The 23,576-nt window shown below is 77.6% G+C and carries 17 protein-coding genes, 3 pseudogenes and 1 riboswitch; of the genes and pseudogenes, 11 read left to right on the top strand and 9 right to left on the bottom strand.

Translation table 11 applies throughout. The annotated features are described in order from the left end of the window. Positions 1-525 precede the first annotated feature (525 nt). The 8 genes and pseudogenes from IHE55_RS30740 to IHE55_RS05250 form a co-directional block, all read right to left on the bottom strand. Positions 526-975, bottom strand: a pseudogene (locus IHE55_RS30740) (cobalamin biosynthesis protein); the annotation flags it as partial. A 176-nt stretch (positions 976-1,151) separates the two neighbouring features. Then, entirely contained in the window at positions 1,152-2,741 is a 1,590-nt protein-coding gene (locus IHE55_RS05280; protein ID WP_197987959.1) for a cobyrinic acid a,c-diamide synthase CobB, read from the bottom strand. Then, positions 2,738-3,334 (bottom strand): cob(I)yrinic acid a,c-diamide adenosyltransferase, encoded by a 597-nt coding sequence (gene cobO / locus IHE55_RS05275; RefSeq protein WP_197987958.1) that lies wholly within the window; start codon positions 3,332-3,334, stop codon positions 2,738-2,740. The genes IHE55_RS05280 and cobO overlap by 4 nt, the downstream gene beginning before the upstream one ends. Then, positions 3,334-5,466, bottom strand: a complete 2,133-nt coding sequence (locus IHE55_RS05270; RefSeq protein ID WP_197987957.1) for a putative cobaltochelatase — start codon at positions 5,464-5,466, stop codon at positions 3,334-3,336. Before IHE55_RS05270 ends, cobO begins: the two co-directional genes overlap by 1 nt. A gap of 379 nt (positions 5,467-5,845) precedes the next feature. Further along, positions 5,846-7,354 carry a cobyric acid synthase gene (locus IHE55_RS05265; protein WP_197987956.1) on the bottom strand — a complete coding sequence of 503 codons (1,509 nt, stop codon included), beginning with the start codon at positions 7,352-7,354 and terminating at the stop codon, positions 5,846-5,848. Between the two features lie 326 nt (positions 7,355-7,680). Beyond that, positions 7,681-8,664: pseudogene (locus tag IHE55_RS05260) on the bottom strand (cobalamin biosynthesis protein); the annotation flags it as partial. A 152-nt stretch (positions 8,665-8,816) separates the two neighbouring features. Next, positions 8,817-8,953: riboswitch (cobalamin riboswitch) on the bottom strand. Between the two features lie 332 nt (positions 8,954-9,285). Beyond that, complete coding sequence (locus IHE55_RS05255; RefSeq protein WP_197987955.1) at positions 9,286-9,534, bottom strand: hypothetical protein; 249 nt, start codon at positions 9,532-9,534, stop codon at positions 9,286-9,288. 32 nt (positions 9,535-9,566) lie between these two features. Continuing rightward, positions 9,567-10,802, bottom strand: a complete 1,236-nt coding sequence (locus tag IHE55_RS05250) for an inorganic phosphate transporter (protein WP_197987954.1) — start codon at positions 10,800-10,802, stop codon at positions 9,567-9,569. Positions 10,803-11,150: 348 nt separating this feature from the next. Here IHE55_RS05250 and IHE55_RS05245 point away from each other — a divergent pair, with 348 nt between their 5' ends. From IHE55_RS05245 to IHE55_RS05220, 6 genes and pseudogenes are all read left to right on the top strand, one after another. Further along, positions 11,151-11,876: a class II aldolase/adducin family protein gene (locus IHE55_RS05245; protein ID WP_197991797.1), complete on the top strand. Its 726-nt coding sequence runs from the start codon at positions 11,151-11,153 to the stop codon at positions 11,874-11,876. Positions 11,877-12,639: 763 nt separating this feature from the next. Beyond that, positions 12,640-13,776 carry an alpha/beta hydrolase gene (locus IHE55_RS05240; protein WP_197987953.1) on the top strand — a complete coding sequence of 379 codons (1,137 nt, stop codon included), beginning with the start codon at positions 12,640-12,642 and terminating at the stop codon, positions 13,774-13,776. A gap of 619 nt (positions 13,777-14,395) precedes the next feature. Then, positions 14,396-15,920: pseudogene (locus tag IHE55_RS05235) on the top strand (hypothetical protein). A 717-nt stretch (positions 15,921-16,637) separates the two neighbouring features. Next, complete coding sequence (locus tag IHE55_RS05230) at positions 16,638-18,236, top strand: ABC-F family ATP-binding cassette domain-containing protein (protein ID WP_197987952.1); 1,599 nt, start codon at positions 16,638-16,640, stop codon at positions 18,234-18,236. Between the two features lie 552 nt (positions 18,237-18,788). Beyond that, positions 18,789-19,010, top strand: a complete 222-nt coding sequence (locus tag IHE55_RS05225; protein ID WP_197987951.1) for a helix-turn-helix domain-containing protein — start codon at positions 18,789-18,791, stop codon at positions 19,008-19,010. A 109-nt stretch (positions 19,011-19,119) separates the two neighbouring features. Next, a complete protein-coding gene (locus IHE55_RS05220) occupies positions 19,120-19,899 on the top strand; it encodes an enoyl-CoA hydratase/isomerase family protein (protein WP_197987950.1) in 780 nt (259 codons plus the stop codon). 175 nt (positions 19,900-20,074) lie between these two features. On the opposite strand, the gene IHE55_RS05215 is transcribed toward IHE55_RS05220, so the two are convergent. Beyond that, complete coding sequence (locus IHE55_RS05215; protein ID WP_307826523.1) at positions 20,075-20,803, bottom strand: nucleopolyhedrovirus P10 family protein; 729 nt, start codon at positions 20,801-20,803, stop codon at positions 20,075-20,077. Positions 20,804-20,981: 178 nt separating this feature from the next. Here IHE55_RS05215 and IHE55_RS05210 point away from each other — a divergent pair, with 178 nt between their 5' ends. The 5 genes from IHE55_RS05210 to amaP all read left to right on the top strand — a co-directional run bounded on the left by IHE55_RS05210 (position 20,982) and on the right by amaP (position 23,363). Beyond that, positions 20,982-21,467: an Asp23/Gls24 family envelope stress response protein gene (locus IHE55_RS05210; RefSeq protein WP_197987949.1), complete on the top strand. Its 486-nt coding sequence runs from the start codon at positions 20,982-20,984 to the stop codon at positions 21,465-21,467. A 41-nt stretch (positions 21,468-21,508) separates the two neighbouring features. Continuing rightward, positions 21,509-21,706, top strand: coding sequence for a hypothetical protein (locus IHE55_RS05205; RefSeq protein WP_197987948.1), 198 nt, complete (start codon positions 21,509-21,511; stop codon positions 21,704-21,706). A gap of 10 nt (positions 21,707-21,716) precedes the next feature. Further along, positions 21,717-22,043, top strand: a complete 327-nt coding sequence (locus tag IHE55_RS05200) for an Asp23/Gls24 family envelope stress response protein (protein WP_372442627.1) — start codon at positions 21,717-21,719, stop codon at positions 22,041-22,043. Next, the gene (locus tag IHE55_RS05195; protein WP_232265455.1) at positions 22,040-22,702 is read left to right on the top strand and encodes a DUF6286 domain-containing protein; all 663 of its coding nucleotides are present in this window, start codon (positions 22,040-22,042) and stop codon (positions 22,700-22,702) included. Before IHE55_RS05200 ends, IHE55_RS05195 begins: the two co-directional genes overlap by 4 nt. Before the next feature lie 61 nt (positions 22,703-22,763). Then, complete coding sequence (amaP, locus tag IHE55_RS05190) at positions 22,764-23,363, top strand: alkaline shock response membrane anchor protein AmaP (protein ID WP_197987946.1); 600 nt, start codon at positions 22,764-22,766, stop codon at positions 23,361-23,363. Positions 23,364-23,576 lie beyond the last annotated feature (213 nt).

The raw sequence follows: 23,576 nt of genomic DNA, 5'->3' as shown, positions 1-23,576 counted from the left end.
GTCGTCGTGCCCGGTCGCGCCCACCGGACCGGAGTGCCGGTGACGGACCCCGGACGGGCCGGTGGCGGGGAGGCCGGGGGCGGCCGGGCTGCCGTGGGCCGCGGTGGGCGGGGGCGGGCGGGGGTGGTCACGGGTTCTCCTCGTACATCGGGACGGGCGCAGGCGGCGGGCGGCGCCCCCGGAAACGGCTTCGGGAACGGCCCCCGAAAGGGGCCCGGGAAGCCACGGGTGGCGGCGCGGGGTTCCGCCGGGGCGGGCCGGGCGAAGCGCGCCGCACGGGGTGGGCGGTCGGGGGCGGCGTCCGGTCACCGGGCGCCCCGAGACGTTACCGACGGGGCGCGACCGCCGCGCGGGCGGGGGTGGTCCCCCGCCGCCGGGACGCGGCGCGGGCGGCGGTTCGTCCGGCGCCCGACCGGGGCCGGGCCCTGCCCGTCCGTCCGGTGCCGGGCCCCGGTCCGCTGCCGGGACGTCCGTCCGGTCGGGCGCGGGGCCGCCGGCCGTCGCGCGGCGCCGGGCCACCGCGCAGGTGACCATGGCGCTGCCGCCGTCGCGCGGCGGCGACTTCCGTTTGCCGACCAGGAGTTGCGCACCGGCCGGACCGGCGGCGAGCAGGGCGGCCGCCTCCGCCACCGCCGGTGTGCCGACCGCCGCCCGGACCACCGCCGACGGAGCGGGCACCGGCACCGCCGCCAGCCGGGCCGGGTCGAACGCCAGCAGCGGTACGCCCAGTTCGGCGGCGGCCGCGACCAGACCCGGCTCCCCGGCCCTGCCCGCCGCCGTGGCGAGCGCCCGGACCGCACCGGTGCCCGCCCCCGCCTCGGCCAGGGTACGGCGCACCAGGTCGAGCACCTCCCGGGCCGACGCCCCGCGGCGGGCCCCCACGCCCACCAGCAGCTCGCGCGCCGGGCCGGGGGAGGGGCTCTGCGCGGTGCCCCGGCCCGCCGGGGCGTCCGGCCCCGGCCCGCGGGCACCCATCGCCGGACCGCCCGCCGCGGGTGCACCCCCGGCGCCCGCCGTCGGACCGCCGGCGCCGACCGTCGGACCGCCGGCGCCGTGGGCGGGCGTACCCGCCTGACCCGCCGCACCCGCCGCACCCGCCGCACCCGCCGCGCGCCGTGCCGGGCCCGCCGGCCGCCGTGCCGCCGCGCCGGTCAACGGGCGCAGCCCGCGACGAGGCGCGCCGCGGTGCCCGGGGCGGCGGCCCAGTGCACATGGAGGTACGAGGCGTGCACCCCGCCCTGGACAAACCCCTCGACCCGCCGCTCGGGGTGGACCATCCCCCAGGCGGGGAGCGGGCCGGCGCCCGGTTCGACGGCCGTGCGGTGGAATTCGTGGCCCCGCATCCTGGTCCCGGCCGCCGCCAGCGTGTTGTCGTGCACCGCGACCGCCTCCCGGTAGCCGAGCGTCAGCCGCTCGGTCATCCGGGCCGTCACCGGCAGCACCCCGCACATCGGCAGCGGGGACGGATCCACGGCGTCCCCCGGGGCGGCCGCGGGGGTCAGCGAACGGGCCAGGTAGAGCAGGCCGGCGCACTCGGCCGCGACCGGCGCCCCGGACGCCGCCAGCTCGGCCACCGCCGCGCGCAGCGGCCGGTTCGCGGACAGCTGGGGCGCGTACATCTCCGGGAAGCCGCCGCCGATGACCAGGGCCCCGGTGCCGGCGGGCAGCCGCTCGTCGCGCAGCGGGTCGAACGTCACCACCTCCGCGCCGGCGGCGGTGAGGAGTTCGGTGTGCTCGGCGTAGGAGAAGGTGAACGCGGCCCCGCCGGCGACCGCCACCACCGGGCGCCGTCCGGCCGGTCCGGCACCGTCCGCCGCACCGCCGACCGCCGCCGCACCGGGCGGTGCGGTACCCGCCGCACCCGGCGCTGCGGTACCCGCCGCCCCGGCACCGGACGCGCCGTCCCCGGCGGTCCCGATACCCTCCGCCCCGGCCGCCGGTCCCGCCGCGCGCAGTTCGGCGGCCGGGTCCCAGGCGGCGCCGGTCAGCGGCGGGGCGCTGCGGGCGAGCGCCAGCAGCCCCTCCAGGTCGCACCCGGCGCGCACCTGCGCGGCCAGCGCGGCCACCGACTCCACGGCGTCCGCCCGGCGTTCGGCCACCGGCACCAGCCCCAGGTGGCGGCTGGGGGTACGGACCGCGCCCACCCGGCGCAGCGCGCCCAGCACCGGCACCCCGGAGCCGTCCAGCGCGTCCCGGAGCAGTGCCTCGTGACGGTCGGAGCCGACCTTGTTGAGGATCACCCCGGCGAGCCGCACCTCCGGGTCCCAGGAGGCGAAGCCGTGCACCAGAGCCGCCACCGAACGCGACTGCGAGGAGGCGTCCACCACCAGCACCACCGGCGCCCGCAGCAGCTTCGCCACGTGCGCGGTGGACGCCAGGTCCCCCTGGCCGCCGGCGGACCCGCCGCCGGGGCCCGGGGTCCCCACGAAACCGTCGTACAGCCCCATGACGCCCTCGACCACGGCCAGATCGCAGCCGGCCGCGCCGTGCAGGAAGAGCGGGGCGATCCGCTCCGGGCCGCACAGGTAGGCGTCCAGGTTGCGGCCGGTCCGCCCGGTGGCCAGCGCGTGATAGCCGGGGTCGATGTAGTCCGGGCCGACCTTGTGCGGGGAGACCCGCAGCCCCGCCCCGGTGAACGCGGCCATCAGCCCGGTGGCCACGGTGGTCTTGCCGCTGCCGGAGGCCGGGGCCGCGATCACCAGCCGGGGGACCCGGTGGACGGTGTCCGGGGTACCGCTCACCACTCGATGCCCCGCTGGCCCTTCTGACCCGCGTCCATCGGGTGCTTGACCTTCGTCATGTCGGTGACCAGGTCGGCGAAGTCGCACAGCGCCGGCGGCGCGTTGCGGCCGGTGATCACCACGTGCTGGGTCCCGGGCCGGTCCCGCAGCACCGACACCACCTCGTCGGGGTCCACCCAGCCCCAGTGCATCGGATAGGCGAACTCGTCCAGCACGTACAGCTTGTAGGTCTCCGCCGCCAGGTCCCGCTTGACCTGCTCCCAGCCCTCCCGGGCCGCCTCCTCGCTGGAGGCCGGGTCGCGCTGGACCCAGGACCAGCCCTCGCCCATCTTGTGCCAGGCGACGGTGCCGCCCTCGCCGGAGTCGCCCAGCACCCGCAGCGCCCGCTCCTCGCCCACCCGCCACTTGGCGGACTTCACGAACTGGAACACCCCCACCGGCCAGCCCTGGTTCCAGGCCCGCAGCGCGAGCCCGAACGCGGCGGTGGACTTGCCCTTGCCGGTGCCGGTGTGCACCAGCACCAGCGGGCGGTTGCGGCGCTGCCGGGTGGTGAGCCCGTCGTCGGGAACGGTGGTCGGCTGTCCTTGAGGCATTACGCAACCCTCCGGGTCTGCTGGGCGGTCCGTACATCACGGACCAGGGTGGTGACCCGGTCCGCGCGAAGTTCGTCGAGGGCGATGGGGGTGGCCCGCAGCTCGCCGGCGAGCCGTGCCGCCAGGCCGAGCCGTACCGGACCGCTCTCGCAGTCCACGACCACCGAGGTGACCCCGTCACCGGCGAGCGCCGCGGCGGCCCGGGAGGCCCGCGCCACCGGCTCCGGGCCACCGGTGGCCCGCCCGTCGGTGACGACCACCAGCAGCGGGCGCCGCGAGGGGTCCCGCAGCCGCTCCACGCGCAGCGCCTCGCGGGCCCTGACCAGCCCGGCGGCGAGCGGGGTGCGGCCCCCGGTGGGCAGCCGCTCCAGCCGGGCGGCGGCGGCGTCCACCGAGGAGGTCGGCGGCAGCACCAGCTCCGCACCCGCGCCCCGGAAGGTCACCATCCCCACCTTGTCGCGCCGCTGGTAGGCGTCGAGCAGCAGCGAGAGCACCGCCCCCTTGACGGCGCTCATCCGCCGCCGGGCGGCCATCGAACCGGAGGCGTCCACCACGAACAGCACCAGGTTGCCCTCGCGCCCCTCGCGCACCGCCTCCCGCAGGTCCTCCCGGCGGATCAGCAGCCCCGGGCCGGTGCGCCCGCGCGCCCGCTGGTGGGGTGCGGCGGCCCGCAGCGTCCCGGTCAGGTGCAGCGCGCCGACCGGGCCGCGCGGCAGCCGGGCCCCGGTGGTGCGGCCGTGCGCGGTACGGGCCCGGGAGCGGCGGCCGGCCGCGCCCTCGCCGAGCCCCGGCACGTCCAGCTTCCGGATGCGGAACGGCTCCGCGGCGCCGACCGCGGGCCGCTCGGCGCCCCCGCCGGCCGCCGGGGCCGCGGCCTCGTCACCCTCCCCGGCGGGCTCCGGTTCCGCCGTGGCGGAGGCGTCGGCGGGGGAGCCGGCCTCCGGCCGCGGTCCGGGGACGGACGGCTCGGGCGGCGGGCCCTCGCCGGCCCCCGCGGTGTCCGGCGCCGACGGGCCCTCCGGCGCGCCGCCGTCCGGGCCGCCGCCCCCCGGGCCGTCGTCCGGGCCGCCGTCGTCCGGCCCCCGCGGCGCCGGGTCGGGGTCCGGCTCCGGGTCGTCCGGGGCGGAGTTCCGCAGCACCTCGTCGAGCAGTTCCTCGTCCAGGCCCGGCGCGTCGAACGGGTTGCGGCGGCGGCGGTGCGGCAGCGCCAGCAGCGCCGCCTGCCGGACGTCCTCGGTGGTCACCTCGGCGCGCCCGGCCCAGGCGGCGAGCGCGGTCGCGGTCCGCGCGGTGACGATGTCCGCCCGCATGCCGTCCACCTCGAACGCGGCGCAGACCGCGGCGATCTGCCGCAGCGCCCCGTCGCCCAGCACCACCCGGGGCAGCAGCGCGCGGGCCGCGGCGATCCGCCGCCGCAGCTCCTCCTCCTCGGCCGCCCACCGGGCGCGGAACCCCTCCGGGTCCTCGTCGAACGCCAGCCGGCGCCGCACCACCTCGACCCGCTCGTCCGGGTCCCGGGAGGCGGCCACCTCCACCGTCAGCCCGAAGCGGTCCAGCAGCTGCGGCCGCAGCTCGCCCTCCTCCGGGTTCATGGTGCCCACCAGCAGGAACCGCGCCGCGTGCCGCACCGAGACGCCCTCGCGCTCCACGTGCGAGGCGCCCATCGCCGCGGCGTCCAGCAGGACGTCGATGAGGTGGTCGCCGAGCAGGTTCACCTCGTCCACGTAGAGGATGCCGCGGTGCGCGTCGGCCAGCAGACCCGGCTGGAAGGCCTTCACCCCGTCGGTCAGCGCCCGTTCGATGTCCAGCGCCCCGACCACCCGGTCCTCGGAGGCGCCGACCGGCAGCTCCACCATCCGGGTGGGCCGCGCGGCGCCCGGCCCGGTCTCGTGCGGGCCGTCCGGGCACCCCGGGTCGGGGGCGGCCGGGTCACAGCTGAACCGGCACCCGGCCACCACCGTGACCTCGGGCAGCACGGCCGACAGCGCGCGGACCGCGGTGGACTTGGCGGTGCCCTTCTCGCCGCGCACCAGCACCCCGCCGATCGCCGGGGACACCGCGTTGAGCAGCAGACCCAGCCGCATGTCGGCCATGCCGACGACCGCGGTGAACGGGTAGGGGGTCGCAGTCATCCGGGAAAACCTCCTGCGGTGCGTGCCTGGGGTACGGACATGGGGGTCGCGGACGGCCGGGGCCGGTACGGCGGCGGCGCGGTGCCGGTGACCGGGGCACCGGCGTCCGGGCCGGTGCCGGCGACCGGTGCGGTCCCGGCCGGCGCCGGGGGCCGGCCCGGACCCGCCGTCCGGGGACGCGCGGCGGCGGCCGGTACCGCCCGGGACGGGCGCGTACGGTCACCGCCCGGACCCGGGCCGCCGTGCGGCGCCGGGCACCGGCGGGCGGCGGACGCGGAGTACGGAAGCGTGACGGACGCCGGGTACGGAACGGCGGCGGATGCCGGGTAGGGGCGGGCGGCGGGCGCCGTGGCCGGCGCGGTGCCCGGCGGACGGCCGCTCACGGCGCCCCCGGCGGCAGGAACGGCAGCCCCGGGGGCACCCCGTCCTCGATCAGCCGCAGCAGCGCGTCGGTGTCCGCGTGCTCCTCGATCAGGTCGCCCAGCCGGTCCAGCTGCGCCTCGCGCAGCGCGGCGAACGAGGTGTCCGGCGCCGGGACGAAGTCCCGCCCGGCGTCCGCCGCGACCCGGCGGAGGAACGCCCGCCGGAACCCGTCGCTCTCCAGCGACCCGTGCCAGTGCGTGCCCCACACCGAGCCGACCCGGCAGCCGTCCAGGAACGGCGTGTACGAGCCGTACAGTTCGGCGACGCCGTGGTGGATCTCGTACCCCTCGACCGGCTCGCCCAGCGCCTCCCCGGCCGGCCGGGCCAGGGTCTTGTCGGCGGCGAACCGCACCCGGACCGGCAGCAGGCCCAGCCCGTCCACCAGCCCGGCCCGGGACTCCACCTCGTCCTCGATGGAGTCGGCGAGCATCTGGAACCCGCCGCAGATCCCCAGCACCGGGCGCCCCAGCGCGGCGCGCTCGGCAACGGCGTCGGCCAGCCCGCGCTCGCGCAGCCAGGCCAGCGCCCGCACGGTGCCGCGGGTGCCGGGCAGCACCACCAGATCGGCGTCGGTCAGCTCCTCCGGCCGGTCCACGAACCGGACCACCACCCCGGGTTCGGCGGCGAGCGCGTCCACGTCGGTGAAGTTCGACATCAGCGGGACCGCGGCCACCGCCACCCGCAGCACCTCCCGGCCGTGCGGCGGGGCCACCACGGACTCCCGGACCGCGCCGCGCAGCGACACCCGCAGCCCGTCCTCCTCGTCGATGCCCAGGCCGTGCGCGTACGGCAGCACGCCCAGCGCCGGGCGCCCGGTCAGCCCGTGCAGCATGTCCAGGCCCGGCTGCAGCAGCGAGACGTCACCGCGGAACTTGTTCACCAGGTAGCCGGCCACATGGCGCTGGTCCTCCCGGGAGAGCAGCGCGGTGGTGCCGAAGAACGAGGCGAACACCCCGCCCCGGTCGATGTCGCCGACCACCACCACCGGCAGCGAGGCGGCCCGCGCGATGCCCATGTTGACGATGTCGGTGCGGCGGAGATTGATCTCCGCGGGGCTGCCCGCGCCCTCGCAGATCACCGCGTCGTGGGTGCGCCGCAGCTCCTCCAGGCACTCGGTGACGGTGCCCAGCAGCGCCTCCTGCCGCCCCTGGTGGTAGCCGCGGGCGCTCAGCTCGCCCACCGGCCGACCCAGCAGCACCACCTGGCTGGTGCGGTCCGAACCGGGTTTGAGCAGCACCGGGTTCATCAGCGCGGAGGGCTCCACCCCGGCGGCGGCGGCCTGCATCGCCTGGGCGCGCCCGATCTCCGCGCCGTCCCGGGTGACGAACGAGTTGAGCGACATGTTCTGGGCCTTGAACGGCGCGACCGAGACGCCCTTGCGGCTGAGCCAGCGGCAGATGCCGGCCGTGACCACGCTCTTGCCCGCGTCCGAGGTCGTGCCGGCGACCAGCAGACCGCCGGCCAACGGCCGGCCGGGGCGCCGTCCGGACCGTGCGGCGGCCGGCCCGGTCCCCGGGCCGCCGGAACCGCCGGTCACGCCGGCCGTCCCGGTGGCGTCCGGTGCTGTGGATGTCGCTTCCGCCGTCATCGGCCGTCCCTCCCCGCGGCGAACAGCCGCATCCTCGGCGGGCGGTCGCCCGCGATGGACCGTGCCCGGCGGCGGGGCCCGGTACGCCCGGCCGCCGCGATGATCCCCGCCACCGCGGCCCCCGCGGCCGTGGCACCGGCCGTCGCGACCCCCGGCACCGCGGTCCCGGCCGCCGCCGTGGACGCCGCCGGCGCCGCCCCGGTCCGGGCGGCGCGCAGCCCCGCCCCGGCCAGCCGGCCGGTCACCGCGACGGCCAGCGCCAGCCCGGCCACCCGGCGCGACAGCCGGACCGCCCGCGCGATGTCGGCGACCGCCACCGGCCGGCCGGCCGCGTTGAGCACCGGCCGGTGCTCGACCCGGCCGCCGTAGGCGAGCGTGCCGCCCAGCCGTACGCCCAGCGCGCCCGCGAAGGACGCCTCCACCGGGCCCGCGTTGGGGCTCGGGTGGGCGCCGCCGTCGGCGCGCCAGGCCCGCCGGGCGCCCCGCGGGTCGGGGCCGGCCAGGACCGCCAGCGCGGCGGTGAGCCGGGCCCCCGGCCAGCCGACGGCGTCGTCCAGCCGGGCCGAGGCCCAGCCGAAGCGGCGGTACCGGGGCGAGCGGTGGCCCACCATCGCGTCCAGGGTGTTGACGGCGCGGAAGCCCACCAGGCCGGGTACGCCCGCCAGGGCGCCCCAGACCAGGGCGCCCACCACGGCGTCGGAGGTGTTCTCGGCCACCGACTCCACCACGGCCCGGGCGATCTGCCGCTCGTCCAGCGACTGCGGGTCCCGTCCGCACAGGTGCGGCAGCCGCTCCCGGGCGGCGGCCAGGTCGCCGGCCGCCAGCGCGTCCCCGATCAGCGACGCCTCCCGGCGCAGCGAGGTGCCGCCCAGCACCGACCAGGTGGCCGCGGCGGCCAGGGCGGTCCCCGCCCCGCGGGACAGCGCCCGGACGGCGGGGGAGGCGGTGGCGGGCGCGCGCAGGGCGCGGTCCAGCAGCACCGCACCGGCGACGGCGCCGCCCGCGCAGACGGCGGTGTGCAGTGCGCCGGCCCCCCGGTGGTCCCGCCACAGACGGCGTTCCACGGCGGCGGCGGCCCGCCCGAAGGCGGCCACCGGGTGGCCGCGGCGCGGGTCGCCCAGGAGCAGGTCGCCGGCGAAGCCGAGAACGGCGCCGCACCCGAAGACGGTGGCGTGATCGGCACGCATGGCTCAGCCCGCCGTCACGCCTCGGCGGAACGGGCCCGGTGCGGGCGGGGGGGAGCGGCGGCACGTGGGCGGGCGGCGGGGTGGCGGTGCCGGGCATGGCGATGGTGTCCTCACTCAGGGTCCGCGCCCTGGCTCGACGTGACCGGCGGTGAGAGTCTCCTGGCTCCCGGATCGGCGCGGCCACCGGCCTTCCAGCTCTGCGTGGTGACGAGCCGTGACCCCTGTTGAGGTGGTGGAGCGCTCCCCGGTGACAGTGGCGGGACCGCGCCGGATTCGCACCGGCTTCCTCTCCTGCCGCCGTTTGGCTCCGGCAGTCCACCATGCGGCGGGAACGGCCGTCAACTCACCCTTGACCACCGGAACCGCCCGTGACCTGCGGTGCGGCGGCCGGGAACGGCATCGCCGCCGGGAGCGTACGACCGGCGCGGCGCGGGAGCCCGGCCGGCAGGACGGACCACCGGGCGCGGGGCGCCCGGAGCCGCGGACACCGGCTCACCCCGGCGCCCGGGGACGCCGACGGCGCCGCACACCGGTGGGGTGCGGCGCCGGTGCCCGCTGCGGGCCGGGCGGTGTGGAGGTGCGGCGGGCGGGGCGTCGTGGCGGACCCGGCCGCCGGCGGCCTCAGCCGCTGACGATGAGGTGGATGCCGTACCCCACCCCGGCGGCGCAGACGGCGTAGCAGAGGTACGCGCCCGCCCGTACCAGGGCCGAGTGCCCGCCCGCCGCGACGGCGGTGCCGCCGTCGGCCCCGTCCGGAGCCGGCTTGCGGGAGGTGCCGACGATGCCGAGGGTGAAGACCCCCACGATGGCGACCGTCACCACGAGGCTGACGCCGAAGACCTGGCCGAGAGCTGCCCAGTCGATGTCCATGGGAACGCTTCCTTAACGTTGGCCGGACCCGGTCAGACCGCGGCCTGTGCGGGGGCGGTGGAGGTGGCCTGCGGCTCGTGGGCCTCCGCGGCCGCGGAGGCGACCGGCGGCGGCGCGACGGTCTGGATCGCGGTGGCGACCACGTCCACCGGCTCGGTGGTCTCCGTGCCGACGTCGTTGACGTTGGTGTGGTCCACCGGCTTGCGCCGGGAGGCCAGCCAGATCGCGGCGCAGGCGGCGACGGCCAGCACCGCGACCGCGGTGACGCCCCAGTCGCCCTGCTCCGCCAGGAGGGCGGCGGCCGCGCCGACCAGGCCGGCGGCCGGCAGGGTGAGCAGCCACGCGGCGGCCATCCGGCCCGCCGTGGACCAGCGCACCACCCCGCCCTTGCGGCCCAGGCCGGCACCCATCACCGCGCCGGAGCACACCTGGGTGGTGGAGAGCGCGAAGCCGATGTGGGAGGAGGTGAGGATGGTCACCGCGGCACCGGTCTGGGCGGCGAAGCCCTGCGGCGGCTCGATGTCGGTGATGCCCTTGCCCATCGTCCGGATGATCCGCCAGCCGCCGAGGTAGGTGCCCGCGGCGATGGCCACACCGGCCGAGGCGATGACCCACAGCGGCGGGTCCGCGCCCGGGGCGAGCGCGCCGCCGGTGATCAGCGCCAGCGTCATCACGCCCATGGTCTTCTGCGCGTCGTTGGTGCCGTGCGCCAGCGAGACCAGCGCGGCCGAGGCGATCTGGCCCGCGCGGTACCCCTTGGCGCTGGCCTCCGGGTCGGTGCTGCGGGCGGCGCGGTAGGTGAGCCGGGTCGCCAGCACGGTGGCCACACCCGCCACGATCGGCGCGGCGACGGCCGGGATCAGGATCTTCATGACGACCGCGTCCCCGTGGACGGCGTCGAGGCCGACCGAGGCGACGGTGGCGCCGATCAGACCGCCGAAGAGCGCGTGCGAGGAGCTGGAGGGCAGCCCGGCGAGCCAGGTCAGGAGGTTCCACAGGATGGCGCCCACCAGACCGGCGAAGATCACTTCGGGTTGGATGCCGGACTCGTCGACGATGCCCTTGGAGATGGTCGCGGCCACCTCCACGGACAGGAACGCGCCGACCAGGTTGAGGAGCGCCGACATCGCCACCGCCGCCTTGGGCTTCATGGCGCCTGTGGAGATCGTGGTGGCCATGGCGTTGGCCGTGTCGTGGAAACCGTTCGTGAAGTCGAACACCAAGGCCGTGATGATCACGATCCCGATGAGAAGCGTGATGTGTTCCATTCACCCAGGCAATCGGTCGGGGGGGTAGTGGCACGGTGAACGTAGGGTTGCCGAGTGAACGGAAGGTGAACTGGCGCGGGCTTCGGGGTGACACACCCGGAGGGGTGTTCCTCACATCCGTCCGCCCTGTTCCCGGGACCTCCCATCCGGGGAGGATCGGCGCGGGAGGTGGAGCGCGTGACGGACGCGACGGAGCAGGAACCGGTACACCGGCCGGCGGGCCCGGCGGAGGCGGAGGACCGGTCCCGGACCGCGGCCCTGACCGACCCCGAGGAGCTGCTGCGGGCCTGGGTCGCGGCGGGCCGGTACGGACCGCCCGGCCGGCCGGCGGACGGCCGGCCCGGCCCGCTGCTCCGCGCCTGGGCCGAGGTGGTCGCCACCGCCCGCCGCACGGTCGCCCAGGGGCTGGTCGTCGGCACCTCCGGGAACGTCTCGGCACGGGTCGGTGACACCGTCCTGGTCACCCCGAGCGCGGTGCCGTACGAGCGGCTGGGCCCGGAGCTGCTCACCGGGGTCGGCCTCGACGGGAGGCAGACCGTCGGTGAGGCCGTCCCCACCAGCGAACTGCCGATGCACCTGGCCGTCTACCGGTCCACCGGCGCCGCCGCCGTGGTCCACACCCACGCGGTGCACGCCACCGCCGTCTCCACGCTCGTCGACGAGCTCCCGCTGATCCACTACATGGCCGGGGCCCTCGGCGGTCCGGTCCGGGTCGCGGGGTACGCGCTGTACGGCAGCCAGGAACTCGCCGGGGAGGTGCTCACCGCACTGCGCGACCGCACCGGGTGCCTGCTGCGCAACCACGGCACCCTCACCTACGGCGGCACGCTCTCCCAGGCGCTGGACCGCACCGCCCAGCTGGAGTGGATGTGCCAGGTCTGGCTCGCCGCCTCCGGGGTCCCCGGCCGGACGCCCACCCTGCTCAGCCCGGCCCAGCTCGACCGGGCCACCGCCAAGCTGCGCGGCTACGGGCTGCCCGAACCGGCCGCGGAACCGGCGCCCGCCGGCCCCGTGCCCCAGGCCGCGGACCCCGGCCCCGGTGCCACGCCCCCCGCCGCGGACACCACCCCGTAGGGCTCACGCCGGGCGGTCCGGGACGCCGCCCCCGCGGGGCCCCTGCCGGCCGCACCGGGCGGGTGCCGCCTCGTACGAACCACAGCGACGGCCGTGGCGCCCCGGACCGGGAGCCGGCCGGCGGCGTCCTGGCCGACCGGTACGGGCGCGCATCCGCCCGAGCCCGGGTGCCCCCGGACGGTGGTGGCCGGGCCGGGAACCACCCGGGGCGCGCTGCCCGGCCGGCGGAGCCCGGGTCCCGTCACCGGGCCGGGCCGCCCGCCGCTCCCACCCCGCCCCGGTGCGACCGGCCGCCGCTGACCAACCGGCCGCCGCGCCGCGGTGCCCTTTGTCCCGCATCCGCGGGGTCGCGGTCCTCAGGCCGCGGGCGGCCCTTCCGTCCCGGTTCGCGGATCCGCCCGGTCCGTGCGGCGGGGCCCGCCGCCCCTCCGTCGTACGCACCCCGTCGCCGCGCACCTCCGCGCCGGCCGTCGCCTGCGCACCGCCCCGTTCCGGCCGGGCGGTGCGCGGGGGAAGGGTGACCTGCACCGGCCCCGCAGGGCACCCGGCCGCACCGGCGGCGGCACCTGCCGGGACCCGGCCCACCCGGACCACCTCGGCGGCGTGACACGCGTGACCCGGCGCGACGTGCTGGAACGTGACCTTGCGGGGCCGGACCGCACCGGCGGCGGCACCCGGCGCCACCCGGTGGGGCCCGGTGGCGCTCACCCCGGCCGCGTACGCCCGGTGGCCACTGCCCGGAATCGCCCGCACACTGGGAGAGATGCGTCTGCGTACCGCGGCGGCCGTGGCCGCCACCACCGTTGTCAGCGCCGGCGCCGCCGCCGTGGCGGTCGGCCGGTACGCCAGCGACGCCGTCCTCAGACCGGTGCCCGGGCGGCCGCCGCCGGACGAACCGCCGCTGACCGTGCACGAGGCCGGCGACGGCCGGATCACCCTCAGCCGCTCCTTCGCCGCGCTCCGCCCGGGCCGGTACGGGCTCACCGGCTCCGGCGCGCACGCCGTCGTCGGGCCGGTGCTCGCCGATGTGCCGCACGCGCCCGACTCCGTGGTGCGCCGGCTGGAACGGGTCACCCACGGCACCCTGGAGCCGGGCGCGCGGATGCGGCTCACCCCGCAGGTCCACCTCGGCAACCCCCGGGACGCCCTGGGCCTGGACCACGCCGACGTCGATGTCCCCGGCGAACTCGGCGGGCTGCCGGCCTGGTTCGTGCCCGGCGCGCGTGGCACCTGGGTGATCACCGTCCACGGACTGGGCACCACCCGGGAGCACCCCATGGTGGTCATGCCCTTCCTGCACCGCCAGCGGTTCGCGGTGCTCGACCTCGCCTACCGCGGCGACCCGGGCGCGCCGCGCACCGGGGACGGGCTGGCCCACCTCGGCGCCTGCGAGTGGCGGGATCTGGACGCCGCCATCCGGTACGCGGTGCGGTACGGCGCCCGGCGCGTCATCCTCTACGGCTGGTCCACCGGTGCCGCCATGGCGCTGCGCGCCGCCGCCGACTCCGCGCTGCGGGGTCACCTCAGCGGCCTGGTGCTCGACTCGCCGGTGCTCGACTGGCAGGCCACCCTGCGGGCCGTGGCCGCCCGCCGGGTGCCCGGGCCCCTGTTGCCGCTGGCGGTGCGCGCCGCCCAGGGCCGCACCGGTCTGCACGGGCACGGCCGCCACCCGGCGGGCCTTCCCCGGTTCGACCCGGCGGACCTGACGCTGCCCACCCTGTTGTTGCACGGCCCGGACGACACCGTCGCCTCCTGGGACCTCTCCCGTCGGCTCGCCGCCGAGCGGGCCGACCTGGTCACCCTGCACACCGTCCGGCACGCGCCGCACGCGGCGATGTGGAACGCCGACCCGCACCGCTACGAGGAGGCGCTCCGGCGTTTCCTGACGCCCCTGATGTAGCGGGACGGCGCCCCGGCCCTCCGCCGGGGAACCCGGCCCGCGGCGCCGGCCCGCGTGCGCCGAGACCCCGGTGACCGGGACGGACGGCCCGGGGCCTGCCCCGGGCCGCCGGGCGCCGCCCCCGCGCTCCCGGAAGCCGGCCGTCCGGCGGTGGCGGGAACCGGGCGCCCGCCCCCCGGCCACCCCCGGCACCGGGAAGCGGAACGCGTCGGGGACGGCCCCGCGCCGGGTCCCCGCGCCCCGGGAACCGCCCGCGGCGGCCCCCGGTGGGGGCCGCTCCCCAGATCCCGTCCGCTCCGGCGCGGCGGCACCGCCCGCGAGGTGGCCGGCCGGGACCGGCCCGCCGGGAACCGGACCTCTCCGCCGCCTCGGGTCCCTACCGGGACCCGGCCCCTCACGCCGGCCCCGGACCCCACCCGGGAATCGGGCCTCTCACGCCGGCCCCGGGCCCCACCTGGGACCCGCCTCTCCGGCGCCCCTGACCCCGCCGGGACCCGGCCCCTTCCGCGGCCCGCGCGGGCCCGCACCGCGGGCGGCGGGAGCGGCCCGGACGGGCTCCGCCGCGGTCCGGCGGACGATCCGATTGGGCTTTCGGGCCGTCAGCGGCAAGACTGCTCCCGTGACGTCCCGTACTCCGCGCGACTCCCGGCTCAGACTCGTCCCTCACCGGCCGATGGCCGCCGCCCGCCGGGGCGTGGCTCACCGCGGCCCCACGCGTCCCGCCCCACGCCCGCCCGAGGGCACCCCGCCGCCGTCCGAACTGGCCCGCCAGGCGAGGCGGAACTCGCCGGCGCGGTACGGGTCGCCCGCTGGGCCGCCGACCACGGCGTCCCCGGCGCCCTCCCGGCCGAGGCCGCCGACCGCGCGGCCGAGGCCCTCGGCGTGCCCGCCGCGCGGGTCCGCGCCGACTGGGACCGCGCCCGCCTCGTCGGGCTCGTCGAGGTGCACGGCACGACCGCCCGCCCGGGCTGGCGGCTGCGCGCCTGGGAACGCGACGACACCGCCGTACTGCGCGGCTGGGTGGCGCTGCTCGACGCCTGGTCGCTGGCCCGCCCCGCGCCGGAGGAGGCCGAGGCCACCGCGGTCGCCGAAGTCGTCGAGGCGGTACCCCAGTTGCTCTCCCTTCTCCAGCTGTCCGCGGGCCCGGTGCAACTGACCAGCCTGCTGGACATGTTGCAACAGCGGGTGGCGGAACTCCGTACGGAGCGTTGCGAGGTGCCGTACGGACCCCCGCGCCCGCCGGCCGGCCCGGCGCCCGCCCCCACCGGCCGGGCCCCGGCACCCGCGGAGGCGCCGGTGCCCGCCGGGACCGGTGCGGCGGACGGCACCGCGGCCCCCCGCCGCCGGGTCCGCGCCCGCCGGGACCGGCCCGGCCGCCGCCCCCGGCCGGGGACGGCGTGCCCGGCACCGCCCTGCCCGACCTGCTGGACTGGGCACTGGACGCCCTCGGCTCGGTCGGCGCGCTCGTCGTCCGGGACGGCCCGGACGGCCGCCGCGAGGCCCAGCTCACCCCGCTCGGCAACTGGGCCGTGTGGGTGAAGCTGGAGCAGATCTGCGTGGCCGCCCAGAGCCCCGCGGGGAACATCGAGCAGTCCGCCGCCGAGATGCTGCGCGGCTGCGCCGGACTCACCCCGGGCCCGGCCCGCGCCGAGTACCGGGCGTGGCTCGCCGCCCGCCCGGTGGCCGGCGCCGTCACCGAGCTGCTGGACGCGGCCCGCGGTGACGACGCCCTGCTGCGCGGCCTGGCCTTCGAGGCGCTGCGGGTGGTGGGCGCACCGGCCGAGCCCGCGGTCCGCGCGGTGGTGGACGAACCCTGGCTGCGGCCCTACGCGCTGCTCTGGCTCGCCGAACTGGAGGGGGCCGACCCGGACGACGCGCTGGCGGTGCTCACCCGCGAGGAGGCCACCTGGCTGTGGGTGGACACCGCGGCGGCGGTCGCCGACCACGGCGAGACCACCCTGCTCGTCCGCCATCTGGAGAGCGCCGTCCAGGGCACCGTCCCGGCCCTGCTGGAGGAGGTGCGCGCGGTCGGCCACCCCCGTACGGTGCAGGTCCTGGTCGCGCTGGCCGCCGCCCACCCGGACCCGGTGCTCGCCAAGGCGGTACGGCGCGCCGCCTTCCAGGTCCACACCGGCGGGGCCTGACAGCCGCCGGAACCCGACGACCGCTGCCGGAACCCGACCGCCGCCGGGGCCGCGCCCCCGCCCCGGCACCCGCATCCCCGTCGCGCCGCGCGGCCGGCGCCACCCCGCGCGGCCGCCGCCACCCTCGGCCCGCCGCTCCCCGTCCGCCGGCCCCAGGGGACCGGGGACCCCACCCGGCCCGGCAGCCGTCCCTGTCCCGGCGCGGCTGCGGGAGCCGGGCACCGGCGGCGGCACGGCACGTGGGCGGACCTCCCCCGTCCCGGTGCCGCGCCACCGGCCCCTGCCCGCGGGGGAGTTCGCCGGGCCCGGCGGGGACGGCCGCGGCCGGGCCGGACGGACCGCGCCCGGACCCGGCACGAAACGGGGCCGGTCCGGCGCGCGGACGACGGCGAGGACACCGCGGCGTGGACGACGGCCGCGGCGCCACGGGTGGCACGAGGCGGCGGCCGGCCGGGAGGGCCGCACCGGGGGAGCACCGGCGGCCGGCGGCCCGCCGGACGGGCGTCGTGCCCAACTCCCCGGCCGCCCGGCCGATGTGATCTGGCGCACAATTTTCCGGGTGGTCCGGGTCCGGCCCGCGGGACGCCCGGCGCACCGCCGAAAACCGCTTGTGGGCCCCGGTAAACTGAATCCATGGCATTTCTCCTCGCGCACTAGACGGCGCGGCCCGCATCCGTCAGCCCTTCCCGCCGTCCACCCTGCCCAGGAGCAATTCCCGTGATCACCGCAACCGGCATCGAGCTGCGCGCCGGCGCCCGTGTCCTCATCGAGTCCGCCTCGTTCCGTGTCGCCAAGGGCGACCGCATCGGCCTGGTCGGCCGCAACGGCGCGGGGAAGACCACCCTCACCAAGTGCCTGGCGGGTGAGGGGATGCCGGCCGCCGGCACCATCACCCGCTCCGGCGAGGTCGGCTACCTGCCCCAGGACCCGCGCACCGGGGACCTCGACGTCCTCGCCCGGGACCGCATCCTGGCCGCCCGCGGCCTGGACACGGTGCTGCGCAAGATGCGGGAGAACGAGCAGCGGATGGCCACCGGCCAGGGCGCCACCCGTGAGCGCGCCATGAAGAAGTACGAGCGCCTGGAGACGGAGTTCCTGACCAAGGGCGGGTACGCCGCGGAGGCGGAGGCCGCCACCATCGCGGCCAGTCTCGGCCTGCCGGACCGGGTCCTCGGCCAGCCCCTGCACACCCTCTCCGGCGGTCAGCGCCGCCGCGTCGAGCTGGCCCGGATCCTCTTCTCGGACGCCGACATCATGCTGCTCGACGAGCCGACCAACCACCTCGACGCCGACTCCATCGTCTGGCTGCGCGACTACCTCAAGACCTACCGCGGCGGGTTCATCGTGATCTCGCACGACGTGGACCTGGTCGAGACGGTGGTCAACAAGGTCTTCTACCTGGACGCCAACCGCTCGGTCATCGACGTCTACAACATGGGCTGGAAGCTCTACCAGGCCCAGCGCGAGGCCGACGAGAAGCGCCGCAGGCGCGAGCGGGCCAACGCCGAGAAGAAGGCCGCGGCGCTCAACGCCCAGGCCGACAAGATGCGGGCCAAGGCCACCAAGACCGTGGCCGCCCAGAACATGGCCCGCCGGGCCGAGCGGCTCCTCGCCGGCCTGGAGGAGGTGCGCGCCTCCGACAAGGTCGCCAAGCTGCGCTTCCCCGACCCGGCCCCGTGCGGCAAGACCCCGCTGACCGCCGAGGGTCTCTCCAAGTCCTACGGCTCGCTGGAGATCTTCACCGATGTGAGCCTCGCCATCGACAAGGGTTCCCGGGTGGTCATCCTCGGCCTGAACGGCGCGGGCAAGACGACCCTGCTGCGGCTGCTCGCCGGGGTCGAGAAGCCCGACACCGGCCAGGTCGTCCCCGGCCACGGCCTCAAGCTCGGCTATTACGCGCAGGAGCACGAGACGCTCGACCCGGACCGCACGGTGCTGGAGAACATGCGATCGGCCGCGCCCGACATGGACCTGGTGGACATCCGCAAGACCCTGGGGTCGTTCCTGTTCTCCGGCGACGACGTGGACAAGCCCGCCCGGGTGCTCTCCGGCGGCGAGAAGACCCGGCTCGCGCTCGCCACCCTGGTGGTCTCCTCGGCCAACGTGCTGCTGCTCGACGAGCCCACCAACAACCTCGACCCGGCGAGCCGTGAGGAGATCCTCGGCGCGCTGCGCACCTTCACCGGTGCCGTGGTCCTGGTGACCCACGACGAGGGGGCGGTGGACGCCCTCCAGCCGGAGCGGATCATCCTGCTGCCGGACGGGGTCGAGGACCTGTGGGGCGCGGAGTACGCCGACCTGGTGGCACTGGCCTGACGCCACCGGTCACGGGTGTCGACCAGCCCCGGCACCCCCGCCCCCACCGGCCCGGGCGCCCCGCCCCACCGGCCCCGGACGCCCCGGGCGCACCGGCCCCCGGGTGTCCCGCGCCGGGCCGGCCCGGCCGCCCGGCGCGGCGCCCCGTGGCTGGCCGGACCTCATCGGTCCGAGACGTTCGGGCACATGCCTTTGGCAACACGGAGTAACGGTGCCGAGCGCATCGTGGTGGATCATTCGGCCGACGGGTGATCCATCATCTGAGTGAGAATCGCTCGTACCGCGGCGCGTCGCGCCGCGCCGGCGCGCGGGACCCCGCCGCGCGCCGGTCGCCCCTCGGACACCGTTCCGGCGTCCGGTCTGACCTGCCCGTTCGCGAGGATTTCCGGGCCGCAGTGCGGAGCGAACGAGCCGGAATCTCATGTTCCGATGGCGCCGGACGCGGAATTTCCGGGGTCGGTTGTCCCGGAGACCTTGTCGAATGGGTGGCCAGGACGCCGTTGAGGGGTGATCATGAGAAGTCCAGAGCGCACTTCCCATGAGGAGGCACGGGTGGCCGAGACTCTGAAGAAGGGCAGCCGGGTGACCGGCGCCGCGCGCGAAAAGCTCGCGGCAGACCTGAAGAGAAAGTACGACTCCGGTGCGAGCATCCGGGCGCTGGCCGAGGAGACCGGTCGCTCCTACGGGTTCGTGCACCGGATGCTGAGCGAATCCGGCGTTACGCTGCGTGGTCGCGGAGGGGCGACACGAGGAAAGAAAGCCGCCTCCGCCTGAGGTCCCCTACCCGCGGGTAGGGACAGTGCTACCCGGTTGGCCGGCCGGTCGGCCGGGTGGTTACTGTGCAGTCACTTGATCCGACTGCGGCCGACCGGAAGGCTTCCCCGTGACCCTGCTCGACAAGGACGGCGTCCACCTCGACGTGGCGGACGCGGTCGCCACCGTGACCCTGACCAACCCCGCCAAGCGCAACGCCCAGACGCCGGCGCTCTGGCGTGCGCTGGCGGAGGCCGGGCGACTGCTGCCCGGCAGCGTACGGGTGGTGGTGCTGCGCGGTGAGGGCCGGTCCTTCTCCGCGGGGCTGGACCGTCAGGCGTTCACCCCCGAGGGGTTCGAGGGGGAGCCCTCGTTCACCGACATGGCCCGTGGCTCCGAGGCGGAGCTGGACGCGATCATCGAGGAGTACCAGCGGGCTTTCACCTGGTGGCGGCGGAACGACATCATCTCCATCGCCGCCGTCCAGGGGCATGCCATCGGGGCCGGCTTCCAGCTGGCGCTCGCCTGTGACCTGCGGGTCTGCGCCGACGACGCGCAGTTCGCGATGCGCGAGACCAGCCTGGGCCTGGTGCCCGACCTCACCGGGACCCACCCGCTGGTCACGCTCGTCGGCTACGCACGGGCCCTGGAGATCTGCGTCACCGGCCGCTTCGTCCACGCGGAGGAGGCCGAGCGGACCGGACTGGCCAACCTGGTGGTGCCCGCCGCCGAGCTCGACGCCGCGGTGCGCGACCTCACCGCGGCGGTGCTGGCGTCCCCGCGGGACGCCGTCATCGAGACCAAGGCGCTGCTGCGCGGCGCCCAGGACCGCACCTACGACGAGCAGCGGGTGGCCGAGCGGGAGGCCCAGGGCCGCCGGCTGCGGGACCTCGCGGCCGGCCCCGCCTGACCGTACGGGCCCTCCGGCCGGCCCGGGCGGTCGCGCGCCCGCGGTTGCCGTGCCCGGCGACCGCGGCCGTCCGGTGGGCCCTCCCGCCGGCCGCCGGATTCCTCCGGCCGCCAGCGGGACCCGGGCGGCGATGCCGCCCACCCGAGGGCCGGCCGCGGCGGCCGGCCCGGGCCCGTCAGCGTACGTCCGTCACCAGCACGGCCACCGTCGCCGGGGCCGCCACCGTACGCCCCACCGTGGCCCGCACCGCCCGGGCCACGTCCAGCGCGCGGTGGCCCTCCGCGACCGCCAGCTGCACCTCGACGTGGCGGCCGAGCGGGGCGCCGTCGGCGTCGGTCCGGTCCTCGGCCCGTACCGGCTGCGCCGAGCCGCCCAGCACCGGGGTGAGCGCGGCGACCCCCGGGACCGCCCGGACGGCGCCGGCCACCGCCACCATGTCCGCCCCGATGTGCGGCTTCCTGACGTGCGCCGGAGCCGCCGGAGGCCCAGGCGGCGGCAGCTCCTCCAGCAGCGCGGTGACCCGCAGGTCGATGGAGTCGATCTCCAGCCCCAGCCGGTCCACGGCACACCGGTGCAGCGCCGTCCGCAGCTCCTGCGCCACCGTCCGCAGCGGCCGGCCGGCCGTCACCACACAGGTCACCCCGATCCGCAGCGGCCCCGGCGGCAGCGCGCTCACCGGCGCCGGCACCACCGGCCGGGCCGTCCCCGCCGGTTCGGCCAGCCCGATCCGCACCATCCCCAGCCGTGCCCCGGCCACCCGGCTCTCGGCGCTCCGCAGGACGCGCTGCGCCGCCTGCTCGGTCAGCCAGGCACCGTCCGCCGGTCCGCCGAGCGGCAGCAGTCTGCCCAGCGTCAGCTGCTCCCGCACCGCACGCGTCAGCCGGTCCGCGACCACATCCGTCACCCCTTCGCCCGTCGATCCCGCCCAGCCTGCCCCATGTGGCGCCGTCCGGGTCGGCGACCCGGCCCGTTCGCGGCACCAGGTCGCACGTCTGCCGCATTGCACAGGCATCAATGCCGAATCAGACTTAACGTGACAAAGGGGTTCCGCAGACACCTGCCCCGGAAAGGGTTGATCGGCGATGACGGAGACTTCACAGCGCACCCGGGCCGAGACGCAGGGCGGCGAGGGTGAGAGGCCACAGGGTGGCGTGACGGTCGGCCGGGCCGGCGGCGGTGCCCCGGGCGCCCGGGGCAAGACCACCATCGCCGACGGCGTGGTGGAGAAGATCGCGGGGATGGCCGCCCGGGACGTCGTCGGCGTCCACGCGATGGGCAGCGGTTTCGCGCGGACCATCGGCGCGGTGCGGGACCGGGTGCCGGGCGGCAGCCGGTCGGTCACCCGCGGCGTGAAGGCCGAGGTCGGCGAGGTACAGGCGGCGCTCGACCTGGAGATCGTGGTCGAGTACGGCGTCTCCATCGCCGATGTGGCCAGCGATGTACGGGAGAACGTCATCTCCGCGGTGGAACGGATGACCGGACTGGAGGTCGTCGAGGTCAACATCGCGGTGAGCGACGTGAAACTCCCGGACGAAGAGGACGAGGACACCGGGCAGCGGGTCCAGTAACCGGATAACGGGCCGGTGGCGAGCCAGTCGGGGAGTGCAGCATGAGCAACACGGCCGTGATCGGTCTGCTGGTCGGGATGACCCTGGCCTTCGCCGGGTACTTCGGCGGTTTCGGGGCCTTCCTGCTGGTGGCGGCGCTGGGCGCCATCGGCTTCGCGGTGGGCCGGTTCCTGGAGGGCGACTGGGAACTCGGCGACTTCTTCCACCGGGGCGGCGGCCGTGGCGAGCGACGGCGCTGAACTCCGGGTCGTGCCCGCCGAGCGCGGCTCGACCCGGATCGCCGACCGCGTCGTCGCGAAGATCGCCTCCCAGGCGGCGCGGGAGGCGCTGCCCGCCGTCCCCCGGATGCCCCGGCCCAACGCCGTGGTCGCGGTGCGCGACCGCACGGTGCGCGTGCGCGTCGCCGTCGAACTGCCCTACCCCTCGGACATCGGCGCCCGCTGCGGGGCGGTCCGCAACCGGGTGGGACAGCGGGTGACGGAACTGGTGGCGATGGAGGTGCCGGAGGTGGCCGTCACCGTCGAACGGCTCCATCCGCCGCACGCGCGCGGCGCCGGCCGGGAGCGGGTGCGATGAGCGGCACCGAACCGGCGGTCGATCTGACCAAGCACACCGGCCCGCCGCACTCCGCCGGACCACCGGATTCCACCGGCACCGGCGCCCACGGCTACCGGCCCCCCTCGCCGGGGGCCGGAAGGGCCCGCCGCTTCTGGTCACAGCGCCGCATCCCGGCGCTGATCGTGTCGCTGGTGCTCCTCGGCGCGTTCGGCCTGCTGCTCTACGACGTGGCGGCGGTCCGCGCCGACCGGCCCGGGATGTACTGGCGCCGCCGGCTCGCCGACGAACTCGCCACCCGGCAGCTGGACGACGGATGGGTGATCGGCACGGCGGCGGTGGCGGCGGTGCTGGGTCTGTGGCTGCTCGTCCTGGCCCTCACCCCCGGGCTGCGGCGGCTGCTGCCGATGCGCCGGGACAGCCCCGAGGTACGGGCCGGCCTGGACCGGTCGGCCGCCGCCCTGGTGCTGCGCGACCGCGCGATGGAGGTGCCCGGGGTCGGCTCGGCCCGGGTGGCGGTCGGCCGGCGCCGGGTGAAGGCGCGGGCCCGCAGCCACTTCCGGGACCTGGACGAGGTACGGACCGACCTCGACGCGGCGCTGCGGGACGGCATCCGGCAGCTCGGCCTGGCCCGGCCGCCCCGGCTCGCGGTGCGCGTCCGCCGCTCGGCCGAACGGTGAGCGGGCTCACCGGCCGGGCGCCAGCGAAGGCCACCGACCGTGCGCGAAGGGATGGGACGGCGTGCTGAGAAGGGTGAACCGGGTCCTGCTGGCCCTCATCGGGCTGGCCCTGCTGGCGGCCGGCGGAGCCGTGCTGCTCTCCGGGCTCGACCTGCCCCGCCACTGGAACTTCACCACGCCGTCCTGGTGGCCCTTCGACGGGCGCCACGACGTGGTGCTCAGCCGGTCGGACCGGCGCCGCTGGCGGGACGAGGACTGGTGGTGGCCGACGGTGATCGCGGCCCTCGCCGTCCTGCTGCTGCTCACCCTGTGGTGGGCGCTGGCCCAGCTGCGGCGGCGCCGGCTCGGCGAGGTCCAGGTGGCAACGGGCGACGGTGACCATGGGGCCGCCCTGCGCGGCCGGGCCCTGGAGGGCGCCATGGCGGCCGAGGCGGAGTCGCTGGACGGGGTGGACCGGGCGCGGGTCCGGCTCACCGGACGCCGTACCGCCCCGCGGGCCCGGCTGCGGCTGCTGCTGACCCCGCACGCCCAGCCGGTCGCCACCCTGGAACGGGTCCGCGGCGAGGTGCTGGAACACGCCCGGACCTCGGCGGGCCTGGAGAGGCTGCCGGCCGAGGTCCGGCTCCGCGCCCAGCGGCACGGCGCGGAACGGGTGACCTGACGCCCGCCGCCGCGCCGGCACGCGCCGCACGGCCGGCACCGCGCCGCCGCCGGCCGGTTCCGCACCGTGCGGTTGCGCATCACGCCACCGGTTGCGCCGGCACCGGCTCACACCGCCGCACCGCGCCGGATCCGCGCCGCCGCCCGACCGGTTCCGCACCGCGTCACCGTCGCACCGCGCCGGCCTCGCACCACGTCACCGTCGCACCGCGGA

It is taken from the genome of Streptomyces pactum (assembly GCF_016031615.1).
In the GTDB taxonomy this organism is placed as follows: Bacteria; Actinomycetota; Actinomycetes; order Streptomycetales; family Streptomycetaceae; genus Streptomyces; species Streptomyces pactus.
This window is presented reverse-complemented; position numbering and strand designations above follow the sequence as displayed.

What these genes read in the sequence shown, in the direction of transcription:
- cobO (WP_197987958.1), bottom strand. Translation starts at nt 3,334, where the DNA reads ATGCCTCAAGGACAGCCGACCACCGTTCCCGACGACGGGCTCACCACC.
- IHE55_RS05240 (WP_197987953.1), top strand. Translation starts at nt 12,640, where the DNA reads ATGCGTCTGCGTACCGCGGCGGCCGTGGCCGCCACCACCGTTGTCAGC.
- IHE55_RS05270 (WP_197987957.1), bottom strand. Translation starts at nt 5,466, where the DNA reads ATGACTGCGACCCCCTACCCGTTCACCGCGGTCGTCGGCATGGCCGAC.
- IHE55_RS05255 (WP_197987955.1), bottom strand. Translation starts at nt 9,534, where the DNA reads ATGGACATCGACTGGGCAGCTCTCGGCCAGGTCTTCGGCGTCAGCCTC.
- IHE55_RS05250 (WP_197987954.1), bottom strand. Translation starts at nt 10,802, where the DNA reads ATGGAACACATCACGCTTCTCATCGGGATCGTGATCATCACGGCCTTG.
- IHE55_RS05205 (WP_197987948.1), top strand. Translation starts at nt 21,509, where the DNA reads ATGAGCAACACGGCCGTGATCGGTCTGCTGGTCGGGATGACCCTGGCC.
- IHE55_RS05210 (WP_197987949.1), top strand. Translation starts at nt 20,982, where the DNA reads ATGACGGAGACTTCACAGCGCACCCGGGCCGAGACGCAGGGCGGCGAG.
- IHE55_RS05195 (WP_232265455.1), top strand. Translation starts at nt 22,040, where the DNA reads ATGAGCGGCACCGAACCGGCGGTCGATCTGACCAAGCACACCGGCCCG.